The following is a 23,284-nucleotide window of genomic DNA, read 5'->3' as shown; positions in this document are numbered from 1 at the left end:
TCTACACCTTTACTTTCTATACTCTATAATGATTTAGCATTTGTGTGATTGGATGATCTTTGAAGTAAAAACCTTTAGCCAAATACATTTGTTTTTCTTCTATAAACTCACTACTCCGCACAATAGTCACCGTATTTAGGAGCGATAATAACTTTCCTTCTGAAGCAGGGATTGCAACAGTATACGAGTCCATTAATTGGGTGATCGCTCGTTCAATTGCTTCTTTTAGCAAATAGAGATCACGATCATTTAATGCACTCATTTGTAACGTGTCCCTACCTTTTGTTGGAATGAACCTTTCATGTGCTTCATCTTTTTTATTATAAACAATCAATTGTGGAATCTCTTCCTGCTCTAAGTCATCAATTAATTGTTGTACGGTTTGTTCATGTTGGGTGTAGTCCGGATTAGACATATCAACTACATGTAAAATGAGATCCGCTTCGTTTACTTCTTCTAAAGTAGATCTAAAAGCTGCAATTAACGTAGTCGGTAAGTCTTGTATAAATCCAACTGTATCGGTTAAAAGGGCTGTATATCCACTTGGTAAAGACATTTTTCTTGTCATTGGATCAAGTGTGGCAAATAATTGATTTTCTTCATAGGAATCAGCTTCGGTTAGGCGGTTAAACAGTGTCGATTTACCCGCATTCGTATAACCTACTAAGGCGATTTGCAGTGCTTGATTCTTCTTTCTTCTTTCGCGATAACGCTTCCTATGATGAACAACTGCCCTCAATTGCTTATCAATATCATCAATTTTCCTTCGTATGTGACGGCGATCTGATTCAAGCTTTGTCTCACCTGGACCTCTTGTCCCAATTCCCCCGCCTAGTCGTGAAAGTGCTGTTCCTTGTCCCAATAATCTCGGTAGTAAATATTTTAATTGAGCTAGTTCAACTTGCAGTTTCCCTTCTTTTGAACGAGCTCTGCCCGCAAAAATATCAAGAATCAACTGGGTTCGATCAATAATTCTTGCCGAGATGACTTCGGATAAGTTACGAACTTGACTAGGAGATAGTTCATCATTAAAAATAATCACATCTGCTTCGGTCTCTTCTTGTAGGCGTGATATTTCTTCAACTTTCCCTCTTCCTATATATGTAGATGGATGAATTCTCTCTCTTTTTTGTACAACACTTGTAATCACTTCACCTTTAGCTGTTTTTGTTAGTGACACAAGCTCATCCATTGAATAACTATATTGCAAATCGTCTTCAGTCGTTTGACAGCCGACAAGTATCGCTTTTTCTTTAAAAGACTGTTGTTCCATTAAAGCCCTACTTTCTTTTTAACATATCATTATCATATCAAATTCTTTTGTAATTCACTAATTATTCTTTACGTTAAAGGGAGAAAATTTCCGGTTATCCAAAATGTCCCTGCTAAGTTATCAATAAATATTGTTTACCACAAAAATTTATTTATTGAAAATCATTGATTTCATGCTTTTTCATGTTAAAATCTATATGTTTGTGTTTTTGCAGGATTTTAAGAACGTGTGGTGATATGTGATGTTAACTTGGGATTTTTTAAGTATGATTGGTACAATTGCTTTTGCCATTAGCGGTGCTATCGTAGCAATGGAAGAAGATTATGATATATTAGGCATTTATATTTTAGGTATTGTCACGGCCTTTGGTGGGGGAGCCATCCGTAATTTATTAATTGGGGTACCCGTTTCAACATTGTGGGAACAGGGAACTTTTTTTCAAATCGCCCTCTTGTCTATTACATTGATTATTATTTTTCCCCATCACTTATTGAAGCATTGGCATAAATGGGGGAACTTCACTGATGCCATCGGATTATCAGCATTTGCTATACAAGGTGCACTTTATGCTGCTGATATGAATCATCCATTAAGCGCAATTATCGTTGCCGCAGTATTAACCGGTAGTGGTGGTGGAATGATTCGTGATTTATTAGCACAAAGAAAACCTTTGGTATTACGATCAGAAATCTATGCGGTTTGGGCGATTATTACTGGGCTATTAATCGGATTAAACATTTTCACATCTGCAGTAGAACTCATTATATTATTCATAACAATTACCGCCCTTAGAGTATTATCTTACACTTATAAATGGAAACTTCCTACAAAACAATTCAAGTTAAATTAAAGATAAAATAGTAAAAAAACAGAGCCACGTTTCAGCCCACGATAAGAGGTAGGAGACGTGCTCTGCTTTTTTTCAATTTGCATCTCTACTAATAACAAAAAACAAACTCCTAAATTAATCGGAGCTAAAACAAAGTCAATCATCTTCTTCAAAAACTAAGTCGTTGCTTCTAATGGTCATTAATTCATGGCGGTCATAATGACTTTGCATTAAAAGCCTCATGGATTGTGCACGTATTGCCTTTTCGATAATATTTCTTATATATCTTCCATTAGAAAATGTTTGTGGATTTAAGACTGTTTTCACCCAAAGTAAGTGATCTTTTAATTTCCTTTCACTTTCTCTACTAAGTACGTACTCTTTTTGTTTCAGCATTCTTTGCCCGATTTCCATTAGTTGTTCAATTGAATAATCTGGAAAATCAATAACAAGCGGAAATCTAGAATGTAAACCCGGATTCAAAGATAAAAAATAGTCCATTTCTTTTGAATATCCGGCTAAAATCAGTATAAAATCATGCTGTTTATCTTCCATATGTTTCACTAATGTATCGATTGCCTCTTTACCAAAATCCTTTTCCCCTCCTCTACCGAGGGAATAAGCTTCATCGATAAAAAGTATGCCTCCGATTGCTTTCTTAATTAAATCTCTCGTTTTTTGAGCTGTATGGCCAATATATTCTCCTACTAAGTCAGCCCTTTCAGCTTCAATCAAATGCCCCTTTGTCAAAACATCCATTTTTTGAAATAGCTTACTTATTAACCTTGCTACCGTTGTTTTCCCTGTACCAGGATTTCCCTTGAACATCATATGAAGGGACTGCTTTCCCGCTTTCAGTCCTGCTTCTTCTCGCTTCTTGCTCACATAGATCCAAGCATAGATTTCTTTAATCATTCTCTTCATTTCTTCCATGCCAACTAAGGCAGCTAATTCTTCTTCAATTTCTCTAAGAGCAAGATGCTCTGATTGTAAGGTTTTTTGTACAACATTCGGTTCGGGTATTTCCTTTGTTAAGGCTTTTCTTTTTTGAGAATTTAGTACAATACTGATTTGTCCATTATTTTTCAAACGAATCGGCTGATCCAATAGCTTTCACCTCACATTCTCTTGCACCAGTATACGCTAAGATTGCCTTAATTGTGACAAAAGCCTAGTCGTTATCTCAAGTCGTTATTTAGCCTATTCTATTATTAGAAGTTAGAGTCTTCTTGTTCATATATATTCAATTTGGAGGAAAATCATTAAAGTTTTTTTAGTGAAAACAAAATTGTTAATAATTAAATATAAATTATAGATCAACCGAATTTCTTCCAACAAGATTGTCAAAGTATAAGAAAAAGCCCGCATCATTTGCGGACTCGACGAAGCAACTTTATTATTTTTGTTCCATATCTAGCGATACATTTCGTTGAGGAGCAAATGTTGAAATCGCGTGCTTATAAACAAGTTGTTGTTTTCCTTCTGATTCAAATAGGACAGTAAAATTATCAAATCCCTTTACTTGCCCCCTAATTTGGAAACCGTTTAATAAGAAAACTGTCACATTGGCATTATCTTTTCGCAATTGATTTAGAAATTGATCTTGGATATTGATTGATGTTTTCATTACAAATCCTCCTCTTTTATCTCTAATATTATGTATTCGATTTAATTTTCAGCTTTCCTTCAATCGTTACATAAATTTCATTTATTTTTTTATGAAAACCCTTTGAATCGAGAGCTTCACTCATATCTATCCAACTAACATCCAGTTTATTACGAAACCAGGTTAGCTGTCTTTTGGCATATCTTCGTGAGTTTTGCTTTAGCTGATCAACAGCCTCGTCTAAAGTAATCAAACCATCAAAATAAGGGTAGAATTCCTTATATCCTATCGCTTGCATGGACTGACAGTTTTGCAATCCTTTATCACAAAACCCTCTCACTTCTTCCAATAGGCCATTATCCATCATCATATCTATTCTCTGATTAATCCGTTTATACAAAAGATCTCTATCCATTGTTAAACCGATTACAGCGGCATTATATACCGATTCAAGTTCTTGTTTACTTTGCCACTCTGTCATCGTTTTTCCCGTACAATGGTATACTTCGAGAGCCCGAATCACTCTTCGAATATTATTAGGATGTATTTTTCCCGCAGATACCGGATCGACCACCTGTAATTCCTTATGTATACAAACATTCCCTTCAACTTTCGCCCTTTCCTCTAAGCGATATCGAAAATCATCATCTGAGGGGGCATTTGAAAATTGATAGTCAAATAGAACGGATTGTATATATAGTCCCGTCCCCCCTACAATAATGGGTAACTTCCCTTTACTACTGATTTCAGTTATCTTTTCTCTGACAATTGTTTGAAATTCAGCTGTCGAAAAACTTTCATCTGGCTCTTTAATATCAATTAAATGATGGCTGATACCTTCTGTCTCTTCTTTCGTTATTTTAGCTGTACCAATGTCCATACCTTTGTAAACTTGCATGGAATCACCACTAATAATTTCACCATTATATTTTTTTGCCAGTTCAATACTTGTTTTTGTTTTCCCTACAGCAGTAGGTCCTATAAGAATAATGATTTTTTCTTTTTGATTTGTCATTCACTCACACTGCCTTTTAGTCTTTCAATTTCTACCTTATCGTACCATAAGCATAGGAAGGAAAAAAGACAATCAATACTCAAACATTATTCACCCTTTTTCTACAAATTAAACCTTTTTTATTGCGGATTCGATTCTTTTTTACAGTAGAGATTACATTTTTATAACGTTTTATTTACATTCAGGCTTCTATAGTCGTTTCATGTTACCTTATAAAAAGCGGAGTTTAAGATAAGATGTCTTATGAATATGGTCTTATGAAAATGGATTGAGACGAAGCAGAATTATAGGAAATTAGGTGATTGATAATGATAGGAAATGCTGAAATTGGAATCGATTTAGGAACAGCTAATATACTTGTTTATAGTAAGGCAAAAGGAATCGCTCTCAATGAGCCTTCTGTTGTTGCGATTGATACAGAAACAAAAAAAGTGCTTGCAGTTGGCTCTGAAGCAAAAGAAATGATTGGTAAAACACCGGGACGAATTGTCGCCATACGCCCACTAAAAGATGGGGTAATTGCCGATTTCGATACAACAACAGAAATGTTACGTCATATTATGAAAAAAGCTGCAAAAGCTGGTGGCTTCTCAATTAGAAAGCCGAGTGTCGTTGTTTGTACACCTTCCGGGTCGACAAGTGTTGAAAGAAGAGCGATTCAAGACGCCGTACGAAACGCCGGTGCAAAAAAAGTTTTCGTTATTGAGGAACCTGTTGCAGCAGCAATTGGCGCGGGTATGCCAGTCGATGAGCCAGTCGCAAATGTAGTAGTTGACATAGGTGGCGGTTCAACTGAAGTGGCGATTATTTCCTTCGGTGGTGTAGTTGCTTGCCACTCCGTCCGTATTGGCGGAGACCGTTTAGACGATGATATTATTCAGTATGTGCGTAAAGAATATAACGTACTTATTGGTGAAAGAACAGCAGAGAATATTAAAATTGAAATTGGCCATGCGCTGATTAATCATGATGAATTAAAAATGGAGATACGTGGGAGAGATTTAGTTACTGGTTTACCAAAAACCATTGAGCTTTCTTCATTTGAAATTAGGGATGCGATGAAAGAAGCGTTACTCAGTATTTTAGAAGCACTAAGAGCAACTTTAGAAGATAGCCCTGCTGAATTAAGCGGTGATATCGTTGACCGTGGAGTCATTTTAACTGGCGGTGGAGCTTTACTTAACGGTATGCAAGAATGGATCAGTCAAGAGATTGATGTGCCTGTTCACCTTGCTCCAAATCCGTTAGAATCCGTCGCAATTGGAACAGGAAAATCATTAAAATACATGGACAAATTACAAACAGCCAATGCGAAATAATTAAAAAAGAGAGAACCGCGTATCACTAATTTTGCGGTTCTCTCTTTTTATGTGACCATAAGCGTTTTAGAGTTGATTTCCTATATCCTACTTAAAACAAAGGTCTCTTTAAAGCTGGTCTTACATAATACGCTTAAACATTTTTTCCATTTCATATATAGAATAATGAATGATAATTGGGCGACCATGAGGACAAGTAAAAGGATCATTCGTTTGTCGTAACTCATCAAGTAATGCTTGAATTTCATCGTTACGTAAATGGCGATTTGCTTTTATGGAACCTTTACAACTCATCATGATAGCCGCTTCTTCTCTCAGTTTTTTTATATCCACTCGCTTCATATTCAGCAATTGTTCTATCATATCCACGATCGTTTCTTGTTCTTCTCCTTTAGGAAACCATTGTGGATGCGCACGAACGATATAACTGTTGTGGCCAAACTCCTCTAAGAAAACCCCCACTTTTTCAAGTTCGTCTTTATATTCTTCAATCTTTATCACATCGTCATTCGCATATTCAAAGGTCATTGGTATCAAAAGCTCCTGTAATTCACTTTCTACTTTCCCAACCTTTTCCTTAAAAAACTCATATTTGATTCTTTCCTGAGCCGCATGCTGATCAATGATATACAAACCATTATCATTTTGTGCAAAAATATACGTACCATGCATTTGACCTATCGGATACATCGCTGGGACTCTTGAAGGAAGCACGAATTCCTCTTCTTCTGCAAGCGTTATATTTTCTTCTTCTTGTGAGTCCACTTCTTTAGGTGGAGCATAAACTTCTATTGCAGGAGCCGTTTCAAAGATCGTATTTTTTACCTGTTCGTTTGGTGTTACTGAATCTTCTTGGATGAATTGTACTTCTGTTGCTTTCCTTTCTCGCTCGATCTCTTTAAATGGTTTTCTTTCAGGTAAATGATCGAGGTGAAGGAATGTTTGTTCATCTTTTGGCTTAATTATTTTCTTTTCGGTAAAGCCACTTGGAATTAATTCTTCTTTTTTAAAGACTTGTTTAATGGTGGCCGTTACTAATTCGTTTAATTCATGCTCTTTACTTAACCGAACTTCCATTTTAGAAGGATGAACGTTTACATCTACTAATAATGGGTCCATTTCAATGTTTAATAAAACAATGGGATACCGTCCTATCGGCAATAATGTATGATAACCTTCCTGAATCGCTTTCACTAAAGGGTAGTTTTTAATAAACCGACCATTGATCATCGTTGAAATATAATTTCTCGAAGCTCTCGTTATTTCTGGTAACGCTACATAACCAGAAACCTTGAAGTCAAGGGACTGAGTTTGAATGGGAATCATTTTTTTGACAATATTTAAACCATAGATCGCCGCTAAAACTTGACGAACATCACCATTACCTGTTGTTTTTAACAATTGCTTATCATTATGGAGTAACCTGAATGAGATCTCCGGGTGTGATAAAGATAAGCGATTCATGACATCTGTAATATTACCTAATTCGGTATGAATCGTTTTCATATATTTAAGTCTAGCCGGCGTATTGTAAAACAAATCTGACACGGTAATATCTGTACCTTTACGACTAGCTGCCTTTTCCATCGTTATAACTTTGCCGCCTTCAAGCACCACTCTCGTACCTATATCACTATGGCAAGTCTTCAATTCGACTTTGGAAACGGAAGCAATAGAGGGCAGCGCTTCCCCTCTAAATCCTAATGTGCGAATCCTAAATAGGTCGCTCTCGTCTTGGATTTTACTTGTCGCATGTCGATGGAACGCATGGAGAACGTCATCTTCTGCTATTCCTTCTCCATTATCGATGATGCGGATACTTGAAAGGCCAGCTTCTTCTACTTCCACTTCAATGACAGAACTGCCAGCATCAATTGCATTTTCTACTAATTCTTTTACAACAGATGCTGGACGCTCAACGACTTCTCCTGCTGCGATTTTATTTGATAGATAATCATCTAAGAGCTTGATTTTACCCATTAGGATTCACCCTTTCAATCTTTATTTTAATTTTTTTTGTATCTCATATAAGGTATTTAATGCCGTCATCGGTGTCATTTCTAGAATGTCTAGTTTCTTTAGCTGATCAAGCAACTTTCTTTCCTTTGTTGCAATATTTGTTCCTCTTTTCGCTTGCGTTTCTTCTTCAAAGAATGACAATTGGCCAACCGCTTCTTCTTGTACGTCTATTTTTGTTGCTGTTGCATTTATTTTTGTTGAATCCTTTGCTTCTAGTCGCGTAAGGATTTCGTTTGCTCTTTGAATCAATGTCTCCGGTAGCTCTGCAAGTTGGGCAACATGTATACCATAACTTTTATCTGCTGAGCCTTCTTTAATCTTATGGAGAAATACGACCTTCCCGTTTTGTTCAACTGCACTTACATGCACATTTTCTAGATGGGGTAACTCCTCTGCCAAAACAGTAAGCTCATGATAATGCGTTGAGAACAATGTTTTCGCCCCAATATGGTGGTGAATATATTCAATAATCGCCTGAGCAAGGGCCATTCCATCATAGGTTGACGTTCCCCTACCAATTTCGTCAAATAGGATAAGACTATTTTCTGTGGCATGAACAATGGCATTCCTTGCTTCTAACATCTCGACCATAAATGTGCTTTGTCCAGAGATTAAATCATCTGCCGCACCTATTCTAGTAAACACTTGGTCAAAAATAGGTAACACCGCTTGTTTAGCAGGAACAAAACAACCAACTTGTGCCAAAATTGAGGTTAAAGCAATTTGTCGCATATATGTACTTTTACCTGACATATTAGGTCCAGTAATAAGTAACAACTCTCTTTCCTCATCCATATAACAATCATTTGCTACATATTCTTGCGCATTCATCACTTTTTCAACAACCGGATGTCTCCCATCCTCAATGACGATTTTCCGTTCACTAGAAAAGGTCGGTTTATGGTATTGTCGCTGTTCGCTAACCACAGAGAAACATTGCAATACATCCAATTCACTTATAAGCTTGGCAAGATTCTGGATGCGTGGAATATGCTCTTTTACCTGTTCTCTTACCTCTAAGAATAATGTGTATTCTAGTTCAACCGATTTTTCTTCCGCTTGTAGAATTAATGCCTCTTTTTCTTTTAGCTCTGGAGTAATAAACCTTTCAGCATTTGTTAAGGTTTGCTTTCGATCATATAAACCTTCTTCTAACAGATGAAGATTAGACTTTGTCACTTCAATATAATATCCGAAGACACGATTGTATCCAATTTTTAATGACTTAATCCCTGTCTTCTCTCTCTCTTTCTTCTCAAGCTGAGCGATCCAATTTTTACCGTTTTTCGTTGCGTCACGATATTGATCGAGTTCTTCATTAAAACCATCAGCAATAATATTCCCTTCCTTGATGGTTAACGGGGGATTATCGGTAATGGCTCTTTCTAACAAGTCGGTTACATCCTCACAAGGATCAAGTTCATTTGCCAACTGTTTAGCTACGTTATTCGTTAACTGATTCACTACATGACCTATTTTGGGTACTTGCTGTAATGATTTTTGCAATTGATATAAGTCACGAGCATTGACATTACCGAATGCGACTCTACCTGCAAGTCGCTCTAAGTCATATACCTCTTTTAAAGTATCTCTTAGCTCTTCTCGTTCGAAATAATGATTCATGAAAGTTTCCACCATTGATTGTCGTTCTATAATGGCATCCTTATTAATTAACGGACGATCTATCCATTGTTTTAACATTCTCGAACCCATCGCTGTTTTCGTTTCATCCAGCAGCCAAAGAAGTGAACCTTTCTTTCCATTTGAACGCATCGTTTCAGTTAGTTCTAGGTTTTTCTTCGAGAAATAATCAATTTTCATAAATTGGTTCACTTCATACACTTCAGCTAGTTGCAAATGGTCAAGGCTACGTTTTTGTGTTTTGTATAAATAATTATATAATCTCATTACTGTTTCACGCAGACGATCATTTACTAACTTTGCTACACTTTCCTGAAACACTTCCCGAGTTTGGATATCGTCTTCAATAGAAATGGTCAGTACCATTCTCTCTTTCATCTTTTTGAGCCATTTATCTGAGAACTGCGAAGAGACGACAATTTCTTTCGCATTAGAAACTGAAAGCTCATTCAAAATGGAAGTAAAACCATCAGTTATAATGGTCGCTTTTGTTTCTCCTGTTGATAAATCACTATATGCAAAACCATAAGTATCATCTTCAAATGCGCTTACTGTAGCAATATAGTTATTTTCCTTTTCATTTAACCCCTTACCTTCCATCCGAGTCCCAGGTGTAATTAATTGAACAACTTCCCTTTTGACCACACCTTTAGCCTGTTTCGGATCTTCGGTTTGTTCACATATGGCTACTTTGTAGCCTTTTTCAATTAAGCGTTCGATATAATTCGGGGCTGAATGATAAGGTACCCCGCACATCGGTATGCGGTCTTCAGCTCCTCCGTCTCTACTTGTTAATGTAATTTCTAACTCTCTTGATGCTGAAATCGCATCTTCAAAAAACATCTCATAAAAATCGCCTAAACGAAAAAATAAAAAGGCATCTTGATAATCTGCCTTTACCCTTAAATATTGTTGTATCATCGGCGTATATGTTGCTGCCATAATTTCCTCCACATAATTCATAATCTATTATTTTCTTATCTCATTATATCATACTTGAAAGTCAACAAACGATTAGAAATGCTTCATACTCTTACCCGCCTTAACTCTTCAACACTTTGAAAAAAGAAAAAAACTAGGAAGTAAAACCTCCTAGTTAGTTTTTATTCCTCTTCAGTTCCAATGATGAAGTCTGGGTTTAAGTCTTCAAATTCCTCATCTTCTGCTTCTAATCCCCAATCTTCATCTTCGCAGTCACCAGCATCAGCAACTGCTACACAAATCTTTGTTTCTCCAATGACTTCAACAATAAACTCTCTCTCTACATGTACAATAATTTTATTGCCATTTTTAGAGATTGTTGCTTCAATACAGTTTGGTTGTTGAACGACCCGTGCAACAACTTCAATATCGTCAAGGATTTCTTCATCACGATACTTCACTTTGATTACATCTTTGTATTCCACGCACTCTGTAACTACTTCAGTTTGCGTGTTATCTTTATAAGAATACCAGATATTGATATCAAAGCTTCCGCTAACCTCTACAGTATTTCCCACCTTTTTCGCTTTGTACTTATGGTTAATGATCCAAGCACCAAGAATACTAGATGGGTGGTGTTGAGGACAAACCGTGTGATTGGACTGGATAAACTTACGTCCTTTCGCAACGACTGCCTTCGTTATTATCTCTCTATAGTCTCCCATTGCGAGCGAACCCTCCTCATTCATTTTCAATTCATCCTATGCGGGATATTAGACTAGTGTGCGACATATTTTCTTGTGGGCAATTAGCCAAATCCATTAGCATGCTTTATCATATGCCGCATACGGGCGAGTGTTACGGACTGAGGTGGGCAAGGGCCCAATCTAGGAAAGATTTTTCATCAACTTCTTATAACATTTTCTCTCACTTTTGGTGCAACTGCCTGTATTGATTGTCACGTAGCTATTAAATTAATTATAAGAGGATGGAAGTGGTGTTATTGGGAGAGTTGTCTAACAAAGGATTTATTGGTCAGTTAAATAGAACGTTGAAAACACATCTTTACTTGTTGAAAATTTGAATTCTCAAATTTCACCTTACTGTATGGTTTGTTCTCAATTATATTGTTTTCTTATAGTCCACTTTTTCATTTCTCACAAAACGGCGTATAATTAGTGATATAAATTTACTCCAAATAAGTTTCATATATAAGTGAGATTAGCCGTTTAAATACACACAGAACGGCAGCGCTGGGTATTATTGCTGGTCTTTAGGCTATTTTTTAACTATATCTTTATCACTTTTCAGTTTTTCATCAACAAAGGTGCTGCAGCTGCAATCGATTCAATCATTGCCCAAAACGACAACGATGCAGATGTATATTCAAATTAATAGTAAAAGTATTGTTTTTAGAAAGGACGATTATGGATTGGAGGAAATTGGTGTAAATACAGTTGCATTGAATGTGATGGATTTATTTTAACAAGCAAAAAAAGACCATATTTTCATCTCACACAACGAAGGAAAAGATGGTAAATCCATATTTTTAACCTATTTTGTTAATCATTCCACACTACAATTTGTCTATCCATATCTATTCAATAATAAGAAGTTTGAAACCTAAGTAATCAATAAGAAACATTTCCTTCCTTAAAAGAACATTAAACTTATAAAAACGAGTTTCTAAAAGCTGCTGATATCAATAGTAAAAAATCAAAAGGGTGATCACATCGACTTGTGATCACCCTTCCATTTCATTCTTAATGTTGACAGCCTGAATTTTTCAATTGTGAACCGGTTTGACCAGATAGTAAATCGCCACCAGTTGACGAAATAATCTCATCCGTTACTCTGTTAGAAATGGCTGAAGAGACAATTTGTAATAAATCATTTACATCCACTTGAGATTGTTTAAACTCTTGAACAACAGGAATTGCATCTAGCTCTTCTTCAAGAGAATCAATTTTTGCTTCTGTTTTTCTTAAAGCTTCCTCTTTCCCATAATGTTGTAAATTAACCGCTTGTTTTTGTAGACCTTTAATTTGCGTAATAATCTTTGAAACTTTTTCATTCTCATTAATTTGTGCTTCCGCACGTTTAAAGAAATCTACTTCTTCCGTTTCAGCAATCATTACAGCTAGTTCCCTTGCACGTTTTACAATATCATCTTTAGAATACTTCGCCATCTTAGCTCACCTCAAGATTTTCTTTTTCTTCAATCATCTCACCATTAAGTGACCAAGTTTTAGCATCCGTCACTTTCACCTTGACGATTTTTCCTATTGCTGTCTTCGGTCCTTTAAAGTTTACCAACTTGTTCTTTCTTGTATAGCCTGCCAATGTATCAGGGTTATTTTTGCTTTCCCCTTCTACTAACACTTCAACTATTTCATCTTTGTATTTCTTCATAGATTCAGCAGATATTTCATTTACTAGCGCGTTTAATCTTTGTAAGCGTTCCTTCTTCACTTCCATTGGTACATTATCCTTCATTTTCGCAGCAGGTGTACCTTCACGAGGAGAATAGATAAAAGTATACGCCGCTTCAAAACCTACTTCACGATAGAGCGACATCGTTTCCTCGAACTGTTCTTCAGTTTCATTCGGATAACCAACAATAATATCCGTAGTAAAAGTTGCTCCTGGTATGTTTTCTTTTATTTTGCGTACTAACTCTAGGAACTGTTCTCTCGTGTACTTTCTAGCCATAATTTTCAATACATCATTAGAACCTGATTGCACAGGTAAATGAATATGTTCTACAAGATTGCCGCCTTTTGCCAGCACTTCAATGAGATGGTCATCAAAGTCACGTGGATGACTAGTGGTAAAACGGACCCTAGGAATATCAATTTTATGAATTTCATCCATTAAATCCCCAAGACCATACTTCATGTCTTTAAAGTCTTTACCGTAAGCATTCACATTTTGTCCTAATAAAGTAATTTCTTGATAGCCTTTTGCCGCTAGTTGACGAACTTCTTGAATGATATCTTCTGGTCTGCGACTTCTCTCTTTTCCTCTTGTATAAGGAACGATGCAATACGTACAGAATTTATCACAGCCATACATAATATTTACCCAAGCCTTGATATTACCTCTTCTCACTTTAGGTAAATTTTCAATCACATCGCCTTCTTTAGACCAAACTTCAAGTACCATTTCCTTAGACATATAAGCTTCTTGTAAAATATTTGGCAAGCGGTGAATATTATGTGTTCCAAACACCATATCTACTTGGTTATATGTTTTAAGAATTTTATTAACAACAGATTCTTCTTGTGACATACACCCACAAACACCGATAAGTAAATCAGGATTTTGTTGTTTTAAATGTTTCAAATGTCCGAGTTCCCCAAACACCTTATTTTCCGCATTTTCACGGATTGCACAAGTGTTTAGAAGAATCACATTGGCATCATCTACGGATTCAGTTGGTTCATAGCCTAAATTCATAAAAATCCCTGCCATTACTTCCGTGTCATGCTCATTCATTTGACATCCATATGTACGGATATAGAACTTACGACCTTCCCCTAAGCCGGCAAATTCACTTGGTATTTCAAAATCCTTATGGTATTCGACATCTTCTTTTCCACGTTTCTTCGCATCCTTTAAAGATGGAGCTGTATACACATGTTCAAAATACTTACTGTAATCCTTTTCGGATTTTTTGTCCGCAGGATTTGCGACCTTTACTTGTTGACTTTCTAATCTTTGTTTTTCATTCATTTACGACATGCCCCTTTCTATGATACTGTAGGCGATTTCTATCCATTATTTCTATACACATTACTATAGTATAAAGCGTATTTCTATTGAACACAATAGCAATGCACCTGATCTATTCTTTTTCGTAGGCAAGTATTAAAAATAGGCTTACATTCTATGAAGAATAAAAAAGACCTAAGAAAATCAACAATGGATTCTCTTAAGTCTTTTATTTAATTTACATAAATTCTTCTACTAATTTATCAAAGTAGGCTTGATCTAAGTTTAAATCAGCCTTTGCTAACGGTGTCTCTGAATAACCATGTAGCATTTCCTGATAAGACTTACGCTCAGTGTCTTGATAAATAAGTCCAGTTACTAATCCTTCGTGTTTCATTAAGGTTTGCATTGCTTGTTCTCTATTAGAAGAATCGTATCCTTCAATATCTTTTAATTTAGTTAAATTCGCTTTAAACCAATCATACGTATTGATTTTGTTATAAGTGACACATGGACTAAACACATTAATAAGTGAAAATCCATCATGTTGAATTCCTTGTTCAATGAGAGCAGTTAAATCTTTCAAGTCGGTTGAAAAACTTTGTGCAACAAAAGTAGCTCCTGCCGTTAAAGCCATTTCCATTGGTGAAATCGCTTGTTCAATGGAACCTTCAGGTGTTGATTTTGTTTTAAAGCCGGTAGATGAACGCGGAGATGTTTGCCCCTTTGTTAAGCCATAAATTTGGTTATCCATTACGATATACGTAACATTTATATTACGGCGAATAGCATGAATCGTATGCCCCATACCGATAGCAAAGCCATCCCCGTCACCACCAGAAGCAATAACAGTTAAGTCCTTATTCGCCATTTTAACACCTTGAGCAATCGGTAATGAACGTCCATGGATTCCGTGAAATCCATATGAATTAATATAGCCAGAAATTCGTCCAGAACAGCCAATTCCAGATACTACAGCTAACTCTTCAGGTTCTAAACCAACATTAGCTGATGCGCGTTGAATAGCAGCTTGAACAGAGAAGTCACCACAGCCTGGGCACCAATTCGGTTTTACATTATTTCGAAAGTCTTTAAACGTAGCCATTTAGAACAACTCCTTGCACTTTGTATGGATTTCGTGCGGCAAGAAAGGATTCCCGTCGTACTTATTATATTTAATGATTTTATTCGCATGTCCAACATTCATTTTGATAATATTTGCTAACTGTCCAGTGGCATTATTCTCAACTACCACAACCTTTTTAGCAGATGCGACTAACGGCATTAACTCATCAGTTGGGAATGGATGAATCAAACGAATATGTGCGTGATTGACCTTCAAACCGTCTGCTTCTAATCTAGTAATCGCTTCTTCAATTGCACCTCTTGTTGAAATGAAACCAACTAATAACAAGTCTGCTTCTTCATGAGGGGCATTTTTATATACTGGTGTATTAAATTTCACATTTTCAATTTTACGGAACCGTTTATCCATTTGTTGAATACGATTTGCTGCTGATTCCGATGGTTTTCCAGATTGATCATGCTCTACACCTGTAACATGGTGGATCCCATATTTCATTCCTGGGATTACCCTTGGCGATACGCCATCCTCTGTCACTTCATAACGTTTAAAATATTCTTTGCTATCTATTTCAGGTAGATCGCCTTGTAGCTTCCCACGGCGAATTTCTACTTCATTAAAATTCAATGGTTCCACTGTTTGTTTACCTAATGATAATTGTAGATCTGATAAAACAATAACAGGACATTGATATTCTTCAGCTAGATTAAATGCTTCAGCAGTATCATAAAACGCTTCCTGTACTGTACTTGGTGCAAGAACAATTTTTGGAATTTCTCCATGTGTTCCATAAATCATAGCCATTAAATCTGACTGTTCTTGTTTTGTTGGTAGACCTGTTGACGGACCACCACGCTGAGTATCAACAATAACTAATGGTGTCTCTGTAATACCCGCTAGACCAATCGATTCCATTTTCAAAGATAATCCTGGACCGGCTGAGGCTGTGAAAGCACGTACTCCTGCATAGTTGGCACCAATCGCCATAGTTGCAGCAGCAATTTCATCCTCCGTCTGAATAACAGTACCACCAAGTTCAGGTAATTTTTTTATTAAATACTCCATAATTTCCGAGGCTGGTGTAATTGGATAAGCAGCCATAAATCGACTTCCTGCAGCTAATGCGCCCAGAGCAATGGCATCATTTCCGATCATGAACATTCTTTTCTTACCATCCGCTTCATCCAACTGCATCAAGCCTTCTGTTTTACCTAATTGTTCAACTGTTGTATCATAGCCAGCTTTTATCGCTTCCATATTTTTATCTACAACGGCTTGTCCTTTGCGAGCAAAAATCTCTTCTACTACTTCTTTGAAAACTTCCACATCCAAATTTAAAACGGCGCAAGTTGAGCCTACAGCGACCATATTTTTCATCAGCGATGTACCCAAATCAGTCGCCATTTGTGTAAATGGAACAGATAGAAGTATCGCGTTTGTATCTTCTGGTTTCACTGGATTAAATTTTGCATCTGCTAAGATGATCCCACCATCATGTAACTCTTTATAATTGACATCTATCGTTTCTTGGTCAAACGCCACAAGAACGTCTAAATCATCCGCAACAGACCGAGTTTGAGAGGTACTCACACGAATTTTATTATTCGTATGCCCCCCTTTGATACGAGAAGAAAAATGACGGTATCCGTATAAATAATAGCCAAGGCGATTCAATGCAATAGAAAATATTTCACCAGTACTTTCAATTCCTTCGCCTTGTTGTCCGCCAACCTTCCACGAAAGTTGTTTCACCATGTCCTACACCCCTTTTATTACATGAGAAATATGTAAATAACTTGTATAATCTCTTTTTATACATCCATTTCACCATTTAACGTACTAAACGCTTTCAATTCTAGACCTAACAATGTAAAAATGCAAGCCTTTAAGATTAAATAATTGATAGATTTGTTTATTTTTTTAGATAGTTTAGAAAAATTCATCTATTTATCTACTACATAACACATTTTTAAAATTATAATAGGTAATCTTTTCTACGACATCGTGTGGAAAATGCTGTAATAATGCGTCAATCAAATATTGATATTCTCCCGCATGCTCAAGTCCTCTTAGTGGTGGTTCAGTGCCATCAAAGTCTGAACCAAGGCCAATATGGTTTTCTCCACCAAGGGAGCAGATATGATCAATATGTTTTAATACATCATTGATTGACGCTTTATGTGGCTCATTTAAGAATTCTCTAACAAAAGTCAATCCAATCAAACCATCTTTCTTAATAAGAGCTCGAATTTGATCATCGGTTAAATTCCTTGGATGTGAACAATAATGAAGACAATTAGAATGTGAAGCAAACGGTCTCTTTGCTATATCCATTACATCCCAGAACCCTTTTTCTGCTATATGAGACACGTCACATAATATATTGCGTTCATTTAATATATCTATAACCTTTTTGCCAAATCGTGATAGTCCTCCTGCATTCTCCTCTAATACACCATCGGCAACAAAGTTTCCGTAATTCCAAGTTAAGCCGACCGATTTTACACCTAACCTTAACAGCGTTTTTAATTTCACTTCATCATTGTAGATTGCATCACAGCCTTCTAGAGTTAAAACCGCCCCTATTTCATTTTCCTGTAATCCTTGAAGATCTTCACTCGACTGGATTACCTTCACTTGAGGATGAGGTTTAACTATTTTCTCATAAAAAATATCAACCATTTGTAGTGCTGCGTTAAACTTTAATTCTGGATGAATTTTCTCTGGTACATAAATAGCAAACAATTGGACTTTCACATCGCCGGCTAATAATCGATTAAGATTAGCCTGAAGCTGCTGCGAATACTGAAACTCAATGGAAGGGTCCAAAAACATTTTTGCTAATACATCACAATGACCATCAACTATCTTCACTTTCTCACTCCCTTATTCTTTAAATATACAAAATATTTCATTCATTCTCTATTGTTTTTTCGTCCTACAAAGAGAAAAAACCCATTTGATAATCAAATGAGCTTTTACTTTTTCTGATGGGACAATGACAGCCATTATCTAGGTTCTACGATCAGCTTTATAGCTGTTCTCTCTTCCCCATCTATCAAAATATCTGTAAACGCAGGAATACATACTAAGTCTACACCGCTAGGCGCTACAAATCCTCTTGCGATTGCTACTGCTTTAACCGCTTGATTCAATGCACCCGCACCAATTGCCTGGATTTCTGCTGCTCCTCTTTCACGTAGAACACCAGCAAGCGCACCAGCTACAGAATTAGGATTAGATTTTGCTGAAACTTTTAATATTTCCATTCCTAGCTCCTCCTCATTTTTCCCCCTCCTGAATGCTCTTTTTTTAAAGAGTTCATCAGGTTTCAATAAATGTTTCCACTGCTACTATATTCATAATGAAAAAGACATATTCCAGCTTGACCAGAAAAATTAGAAAATGAGGAGGTTTTTTTTAGCTATAAAATGGGTGATCATCATTAATTAAAACGCTTTCTATCTTCTTCGCTTTTCCTGTTTTCATATCAATGTCAATGGTTACGGCACTCAATATTCCTCTGCCACTTTTCGGTACTTCAAAACGAACCGGCATATTCGTAATAAACCGCTTTAATACAGCTTCTCTTTCCATCCCAAGAATACCATCGTATGGTCCAGTCATACCTACGTCACTCATGAATGCTGTCCCATTTGGCAGAATGCGTTGATCTGCTGTTTGCACATGTGTATGAGTGCCAATGACTGCTGACACTTTACCATCTAAATACCAGCCCATCGCTTGTTTCTCACTTGTTGTTTCACCATGAAAATCGACGAAAATAACCGGAGTTCTTTGCTTTGCCTCTTCAATAAGTTGCTCTGCCTTCTCAAAAGGGCAATCACTTGGTTGCATAAATGTTCGACCTTGTAGATTGATAACAGCTATTTCTTCACTATTATATTTTAAATAAACTAAACCCTTCCCTGGATTATTATCAGGGAAATTAGCAGGCCTAACTAAATACTTTGCTTCCTCAATAAAATCAAATATTTCCTTATTATCCCATGTGTGATTACCTAATGTCACCGCTTGTGCCCCAGCAGATAAAAATTCCCTGTATATTTTTTCGGTAATTCCTCTACCACCAGCAGCGTTCTCCCCATTAATAATGGTTATTTGCGGTCGATACTTTTCCTTTAACTTCGGTAAATACTCTTCTACCATTTCACGGCCTAATGATCCAACAACGTCCCCTACAAATAAAATTCTCATAAAATTCCCCTTCTAAAAATACTTGTATTCATACATACGCCAATCAAGCTCTAAGCTAGATTGTTAGCTCTTTAAGATTTTTTACCCTTCAAAAAAGGAAGCGATGCCTAAAAGGCATCGCTCTTATTTCGCATATTCTACGGCTCTTATTTCGCATATTCTACGGCTCTTGTTTCCCTAATAACCGTTACTTTTATATGACCTGGATAATCGAGTTCTTCTTCGATTTTCTTCCTTATATCTCTTGCAAGACGGTGTGCTTCCAAATCATCAATTTGCTCCGGTTTAACCATAATGCGAATTTCACGACCCGCTTGAATAGCAAATGATTTTTCAACACCATCATATGACTCTGAGATTTCTTCGAGCTTTTCTAAACGTCGAATATAATTCTCAAGCGTTTCTCTTCTTGCCCCCGGTCTTGCAGCAGAAAGTGCATCAGCTGCAGCTACTAAAACAGCGATAATGGATGTTGGTTCCGTGTCACCATGATGGGAAGCGATACTATTAATGACAACTGGGTGTTCTTTATATTTCGTCGCTAGTTCAACCCCAATTTCAACATGGCTTCCTTCTACTTCATGGTCAATCGCTTTCCCAACATCATGTAATAATCCTGCTCGGCGAGCTAATGTCTCATCTTGACCTAATTCCGCAGCAAGCATACCGGACAACTGCGCTACTTCCATCGAGTGTTTCAATACATTTTGACCGTAGCTTGTACGGAATTTTAGGCGACCTAATATTTTGATCAAGTCAGGATGTAAACCATGGACACCAACTTCGAATGTCGTTTGCTCTCCAATCTCTCGAATATGCTCATCCACTTCTCGTCGGGCCTTGTCCACCATTTCCTCGATTCGAGCTGGATGAATTCTTCCATCCTGTACAAGTTTATCAAGTGCAAGACGAGCAGTTTCTCGTCGGATAGGATCAAATCCTGAAAGAATAACGGCTTCTGGTGTATCATCGATAATCAAATCAATACCTGTCAACGTTTCAAGTGTACGGATATTACGCCCTTCACGACCGATAATACGACCTTTCATTTCGTCGTTTGGCAAGTTAACAACTGACACCGTTGTTTCAGCTACATGGTCCGCAGCACATCTTTGAATCGCTAATGATAAGATTTCTTTCGCACGCTTATCCGCTTCTTCCTTCGCCCTTGATTCACTCTCTTTTACCATGATGGCAATATCATGTGCAACCTCTTGTTCAGTACGATCTAAAATGATGGATTTAGCTTCCTCACGAGTTAACCCGGAGATTCTTTCCAGTTCAGTTTGCTGAGACTGTACCATTTTGTCCACTTTGCTTTCCATCTCTTCAATATGCTGTTGTCTTTTGCCAAGAGAGTCGTCTCTTTTTTCCAAAACCGCTTCACGCTTATCTAGCGTTTCATCTTTTCGGTCTAGATTCTCTTCTTTTTGCAATAAACGATTTTCTTGTTTTTGCAGTTCATTCCTACGTTCACGAATTTCACGTTCCGCCTCTGTGCGAAGCTTATGATTCTCATCCTTCGCTTCAAGTAATGCCTCTTTCTTTAGAGCTTCTGCTTCACGTTTTGCATCTTCTAATATTTGATCAGCAGCTCCTCGGGCACCAGCGATTTTTGCTTCCGTAACGGATTTTCGAAAGAAATAGCCAACAAAAGCAGCAACGATTAGGCCAAGCAAAATGGAGATGATATAACCTAGTTCCATCATTTCACCTCCTCTTGCTATAAACTTTTTTGTTACGTTTTTAAAGTGTTGGCATGTATACCGTTTTAACAATATACTGCACTTAAGCTTTTCAACGCTTTCATTCTTCTTATTGTTTGCAAATAATACAGTTATTTGGAAGCATTCTCCATTTGCAACAGAGATATCTTCTGAAAAGGTAATTTCTACCTTCCCTTAACAAATATGCAAATTAACATATAAAAAATGTAAATTATACAGTTTTAATTGTAAAGCCGCAGAATTTCATTGTCAAGTACTTGAAGGTAGAGTATAAGTCCACAATGCCTGTTATTATGTATAATCACGAGCCCAAGAAGATGACGATTTTCACTGCATGATTTTTCTATACAAAAAGAGATATTCAACTATATTTATAAGTTGTGAATATCTCTTTTCGAAGTAACAAGAGCAACAGTAGTCTGTACTCTGCTTTCTCTCAATTAATCGATGAGTTCGAATTCCTCTTGTTCATCATCGCTGTTAGAAGATTTATCTACGTCTAAACCATAGTACTCGCGGATTTTCTCTTGAATTTGCAAACGAATTTCCGTATTCTCTTTAAGGAATTGCTTTGCATTTTCTCTTCCTTGACCTAAACGTTCATCATTATAGGAGTACCAAGAACCACTTTTTTGTACAATATCAATCTCTGATCCGAGATCAATAATTTCCCCTTCTTTTGATACACCTTCACCATACATGATATCAACTTCCGCTACTCTAAAAGGCGGAGCTACTTTATTTTTTACAATTTTAATTTTGGTTTTATTACCGACAATCTCATTGCCTTGCTTTAAAGCTTCTGCTCTACGCACTTCTAAACGTACCGTTGAATAGAATTTTAATGCACGACCACCTGGTGTTGTTTCAGGGTTACCGAACATAACGCCTACTTTTTCACGAATTTGGTTAATGAAGATCGCAATCGTTTTGGATTTATTAATCGCACCAGATAGTTTCCTTAGTGCCTGCGACATTAATCTTGCTTGAAGGCCGACGTGAGAATCTCCCATTTCCCCTTCAATTTCTGCCTTTGGTACTAAAGCAGCTACAGAGTCAATAACTAAAATATCAACGGCACCACTTCGAACTAAAGCTTCAGCTATTTCAAGGGCTTGTTCCCCTGTATCTGGTTGTGATAAAAGAAGCTCATCAATATTTACCCCTAGGTTCTGAGCATATACAGGGTCAAGTGCATGCTCTGCATCGATAAATGCTGCTTGTCCACCTGCTGCTTGTACTTCAGCAATAGCGTGCAGAGCAACAGTTGTTTTACCCGAACTTTCAGGCCCGTAAATTTCGATGATACGTCCTCTCGGATATCCACCTACTCCTAAAGCGGTATCTAAAGCTAATGAACCACTTGGAATAGTGGATATTTTACGCTCTGCTTGTTCTCCTAACTTCATAATCGAGCCTTTACCAAACTGCTTTTCTATTTGTTTCAACGCCATATCTAAGGCTGCTTGACGATCACTCATGCTATTTCCTCCTTTAAATTTCGATTATCTATGATAAATTTATCATTAGGTCTTGCGATTTCATATTTATACTATAGCTTTTTTTTATGACTTTGTCGAGGAAAAAATCGAACATCCATTCGTTTTTTTTATCGGTTGGTTTTTTTGGAAAAATGATCGTTTTGCCAGATAGAAATCCAATAATCAAACCTCTTCCTCAGTATAACCTTCAAATTTCTTTTAATCTCCGACTATTCCTTTAGCTAAATTTGCCCCCTGGGCGATCATAACAAGCATCTATTGCTTCTTTAGAAGTGAGAAATCCGAACAACGTTAATCTGATATGCTCCCCTCTAGGTAGACAGATAAAAAAATAAAATCTGGCTACTAAAAGGGGAGTATATTTATGTCTAAAAGAGCTCATCCACTCGAAGTTAGGATAGAAGTAATAAATACAT

Annotated in this window: 19 protein-coding genes; 2 read left to right on the top strand and 17 right to left on the bottom strand. The window is 36.8% G+C overall.

All coding sequences use genetic code 11. The features are described from left to right. Positions 1-16: 16 nt before the first annotated feature. A complete protein-coding gene (gene hflX / locus LCM23_RS06605; RefSeq protein ID WP_224936221.1) occupies positions 17-1,273 on the bottom strand; it encodes a GTPase HflX in 1,257 nt (418 codons plus the stop codon). A 241-nt stretch (positions 1,274-1,514) separates the two neighbouring features. Between hflX and LCM23_RS06600 the strand changes: the two genes are divergently transcribed. Further along, positions 1,515-2,123, top strand: coding sequence for a trimeric intracellular cation channel family protein (locus LCM23_RS06600; RefSeq protein ID WP_095369445.1), 609 nt, complete (start codon positions 1,515-1,517; stop codon positions 2,121-2,123). Between the two features lie 135 nt (positions 2,124-2,258). On the opposite strand, the gene spoVK is transcribed toward LCM23_RS06600, so the two are convergent. The 3 genes from spoVK to miaA form a co-directional block, all read right to left on the bottom strand. After that, a complete protein-coding gene (spoVK, locus tag LCM23_RS06595) occupies positions 2,259-3,209 on the bottom strand; it encodes a stage V sporulation protein K (RefSeq protein WP_224936220.1) in 951 nt (316 codons plus the stop codon). A 289-nt stretch (positions 3,210-3,498) separates the two neighbouring features. Further along, on the bottom strand, positions 3,499-3,729 hold the full coding sequence (hfq, locus tag LCM23_RS06590; RefSeq protein WP_095369447.1) for an RNA chaperone Hfq: 231 nt from the start codon (positions 3,727-3,729) through the stop codon (positions 3,499-3,501). 28 nt (positions 3,730-3,757) lie between these two features. Then, positions 3,758-4,723, bottom strand: a complete 966-nt coding sequence (miaA, locus tag LCM23_RS06585) for a tRNA (adenosine(37)-N6)-dimethylallyltransferase MiaA (RefSeq protein WP_224936219.1) — start codon at positions 4,721-4,723, stop codon at positions 3,758-3,760. A gap of 308 nt (positions 4,724-5,031) precedes the next feature. Here miaA and mreBH point away from each other — a divergent pair, with 308 nt between their 5' ends. Then, positions 5,032-6,042, top strand: a complete 1,011-nt coding sequence (gene mreBH, locus LCM23_RS06580) for a rod-share determining protein MreBH (protein ID WP_095369449.1) — start codon at positions 5,032-5,034, stop codon at positions 6,040-6,042. A 120-nt stretch (positions 6,043-6,162) separates the two neighbouring features. Here the strand turns inward: mreBH and mutL are convergent, their stop codons facing one another. The 13 genes from mutL to LCM23_RS06515 form a co-directional block, all read right to left on the bottom strand. Beyond that, positions 6,163-8,022, bottom strand: a complete 1,860-nt coding sequence (gene mutL / locus LCM23_RS06575; RefSeq protein WP_224936218.1) for a DNA mismatch repair endonuclease MutL — start codon at positions 8,020-8,022, stop codon at positions 6,163-6,165. A gap of 21 nt (positions 8,023-8,043) precedes the next feature. Then, on the bottom strand, positions 8,044-10,644 hold the full coding sequence (gene mutS, locus LCM23_RS06570; protein ID WP_224936217.1) for a DNA mismatch repair protein MutS: 2,601 nt from the start codon (positions 10,642-10,644) through the stop codon (positions 8,044-8,046). A 161-nt stretch (positions 10,645-10,805) separates the two neighbouring features. Further along, a complete protein-coding gene (locus LCM23_RS06565) occupies positions 10,806-11,348 on the bottom strand; it encodes an outer spore coat protein CotE (protein WP_095369452.1) in 543 nt (180 codons plus the stop codon). A 1,038-nt stretch (positions 11,349-12,386) separates the two neighbouring features. Next, on the bottom strand, positions 12,387-12,812 hold the full coding sequence (locus tag LCM23_RS06560) for a RicAFT regulatory complex protein RicA family protein (protein WP_095369453.1): 426 nt from the start codon (positions 12,810-12,812) through the stop codon (positions 12,387-12,389). Between the two features lies 1 nt (position 12,813). Beyond that, positions 12,814-14,358 carry a tRNA (N6-isopentenyl adenosine(37)-C2)-methylthiotransferase MiaB gene (gene miaB / locus LCM23_RS06555; protein ID WP_224936216.1) on the bottom strand — a complete coding sequence of 515 codons (1,545 nt, stop codon included), beginning with the start codon at positions 14,356-14,358 and terminating at the stop codon, positions 12,814-12,816. Positions 14,359-14,575: 217 nt separating this feature from the next. Next, a complete protein-coding gene (locus LCM23_RS06550) occupies positions 14,576-15,442 on the bottom strand; it encodes a 2-oxoacid:ferredoxin oxidoreductase subunit beta (RefSeq protein WP_095369455.1) in 867 nt (288 codons plus the stop codon). Next, a complete protein-coding gene (locus LCM23_RS06545) occupies positions 15,443-17,176 on the bottom strand; it encodes a 2-oxoacid:acceptor oxidoreductase subunit alpha (protein ID WP_224936215.1) in 1,734 nt (577 codons plus the stop codon). It lies immediately after the preceding gene. A 192-nt stretch (positions 17,177-17,368) separates the two neighbouring features. Further along, positions 17,369-18,295: a dipeptidase gene (locus LCM23_RS06540; protein ID WP_224936214.1), complete on the bottom strand. Its 927-nt coding sequence runs from the start codon at positions 18,293-18,295 to the stop codon at positions 17,369-17,371. Between the two features lie 134 nt (positions 18,296-18,429). Continuing rightward, positions 18,430-18,690, bottom strand: coding sequence for a stage V sporulation protein SpoVS (gene spoVS / locus LCM23_RS06535; RefSeq protein ID WP_095369458.1), 261 nt, complete (start codon positions 18,688-18,690; stop codon positions 18,430-18,432). A gap of 151 nt (positions 18,691-18,841) precedes the next feature. Further along, on the bottom strand, positions 18,842-19,639 hold the full coding sequence (locus LCM23_RS06530; protein ID WP_095369459.1) for a TIGR00282 family metallophosphoesterase: 798 nt from the start codon (positions 19,637-19,639) through the stop codon (positions 18,842-18,844). Positions 19,640-19,785: 146 nt separating this feature from the next. Then, the gene (gene rny, locus LCM23_RS06525; protein ID WP_095369460.1) at positions 19,786-21,345 is read right to left on the bottom strand and encodes a ribonuclease Y; all 1,560 of its coding nucleotides are present in this window, start codon (positions 21,343-21,345) and stop codon (positions 19,786-19,788) included. A 461-nt stretch (positions 21,346-21,806) separates the two neighbouring features. Further along, positions 21,807-22,847, bottom strand: a complete 1,041-nt coding sequence (gene recA, locus LCM23_RS06520; RefSeq protein ID WP_095369461.1) for a recombinase RecA — start codon at positions 22,845-22,847, stop codon at positions 21,807-21,809. 238 nt (positions 22,848-23,085) lie between these two features. Next, a partial coding sequence (locus LCM23_RS06515; RefSeq protein ID WP_224936213.1) for a hypothetical protein occupies positions 23,086-23,284 on the bottom strand: 199 nt, incomplete at its 5' end.

Origin of the sequence: Cytobacillus kochii, assembly GCF_020171845.1 — a bacterium.
GTDB classification, from domain to species: domain Bacteria; phylum Bacillota; class Bacilli; order Bacillales; family Cytobacillaceae; genus Cytobacillus; species Cytobacillus kochii.
This window is presented reverse-complemented; position numbering and strand designations above follow the sequence as displayed.

Coding starts and splice junctions, on each gene's coding strand:
- hflX (WP_224936221.1), bottom strand. CDS start 1,273: ATGGAACAACAGTCTTTTAAAGAAAAAGCGATACTTGTCGGCTGTCAA.
- LCM23_RS06600 (WP_095369445.1), top strand. CDS start 1,515: ATGTTAACTTGGGATTTTTTAAGTATGATTGGTACAATTGCTTTTGCC.
- hfq (WP_095369447.1), bottom strand. CDS start 3,729: ATGAAAACATCAATCAATATCCAAGATCAATTTCTAAATCAATTGCGA.
- miaA (WP_224936219.1), bottom strand. CDS start 4,723: ATGACAAATCAAAAAGAAAAAATCATTATTCTTATAGGACCTACTGCT.
- mreBH (WP_095369449.1), top strand. CDS start 5,032: ATGATAGGAAATGCTGAAATTGGAATCGATTTAGGAACAGCTAATATA.
- mutL (WP_224936218.1), bottom strand. CDS start 8,022: ATGGGTAAAATCAAGCTCTTAGATGATTATCTATCAAATAAAATCGCA.
- mutS (WP_224936217.1), bottom strand. CDS start 10,644: ATGGCAGCAACATATACGCCGATGATACAACAATATTTAAGGGTAAAG.
- LCM23_RS06565 (WP_095369452.1), bottom strand. CDS start 11,348: ATGGGAGACTATAGAGAGATAATAACGAAGGCAGTCGTTGCGAAAGGA.
- LCM23_RS06560 (WP_095369453.1), bottom strand. CDS start 12,812: ATGGCGAAGTATTCTAAAGATGATATTGTAAAACGTGCAAGGGAACTA.
- miaB (WP_224936216.1), bottom strand. CDS start 14,358: ATGAATGAAAAACAAAGATTAGAAAGTCAACAAGTAAAGGTCGCAAAT.
- LCM23_RS06550 (WP_095369455.1), bottom strand. CDS start 15,442: ATGGCTACGTTTAAAGACTTTCGAAATAATGTAAAACCGAATTGGTGC.
- LCM23_RS06545 (WP_224936215.1), bottom strand. CDS start 17,176: ATGGTGAAACAACTTTCGTGGAAGGTTGGCGGACAACAAGGCGAAGGA.
- spoVS (WP_095369458.1), bottom strand. CDS start 18,690: ATGGAAATATTAAAAGTTTCAGCAAAATCTAATCCTAATTCTGTAGCT.
- LCM23_RS06530 (WP_095369459.1), bottom strand. CDS start 19,639: ATGAGAATTTTATTTGTAGGGGACGTTGTTGGATCATTAGGCCGTGAA.
- rny (WP_095369460.1), bottom strand. CDS start 21,345: ATGGAACTAGGTTATATCATCTCCATTTTGCTTGGCCTAATCGTTGCT.
- recA (WP_095369461.1), bottom strand. CDS start 22,847: ATGAGTGATCGTCAAGCAGCCTTAGATATGGCGTTGAAACAAATAGAA.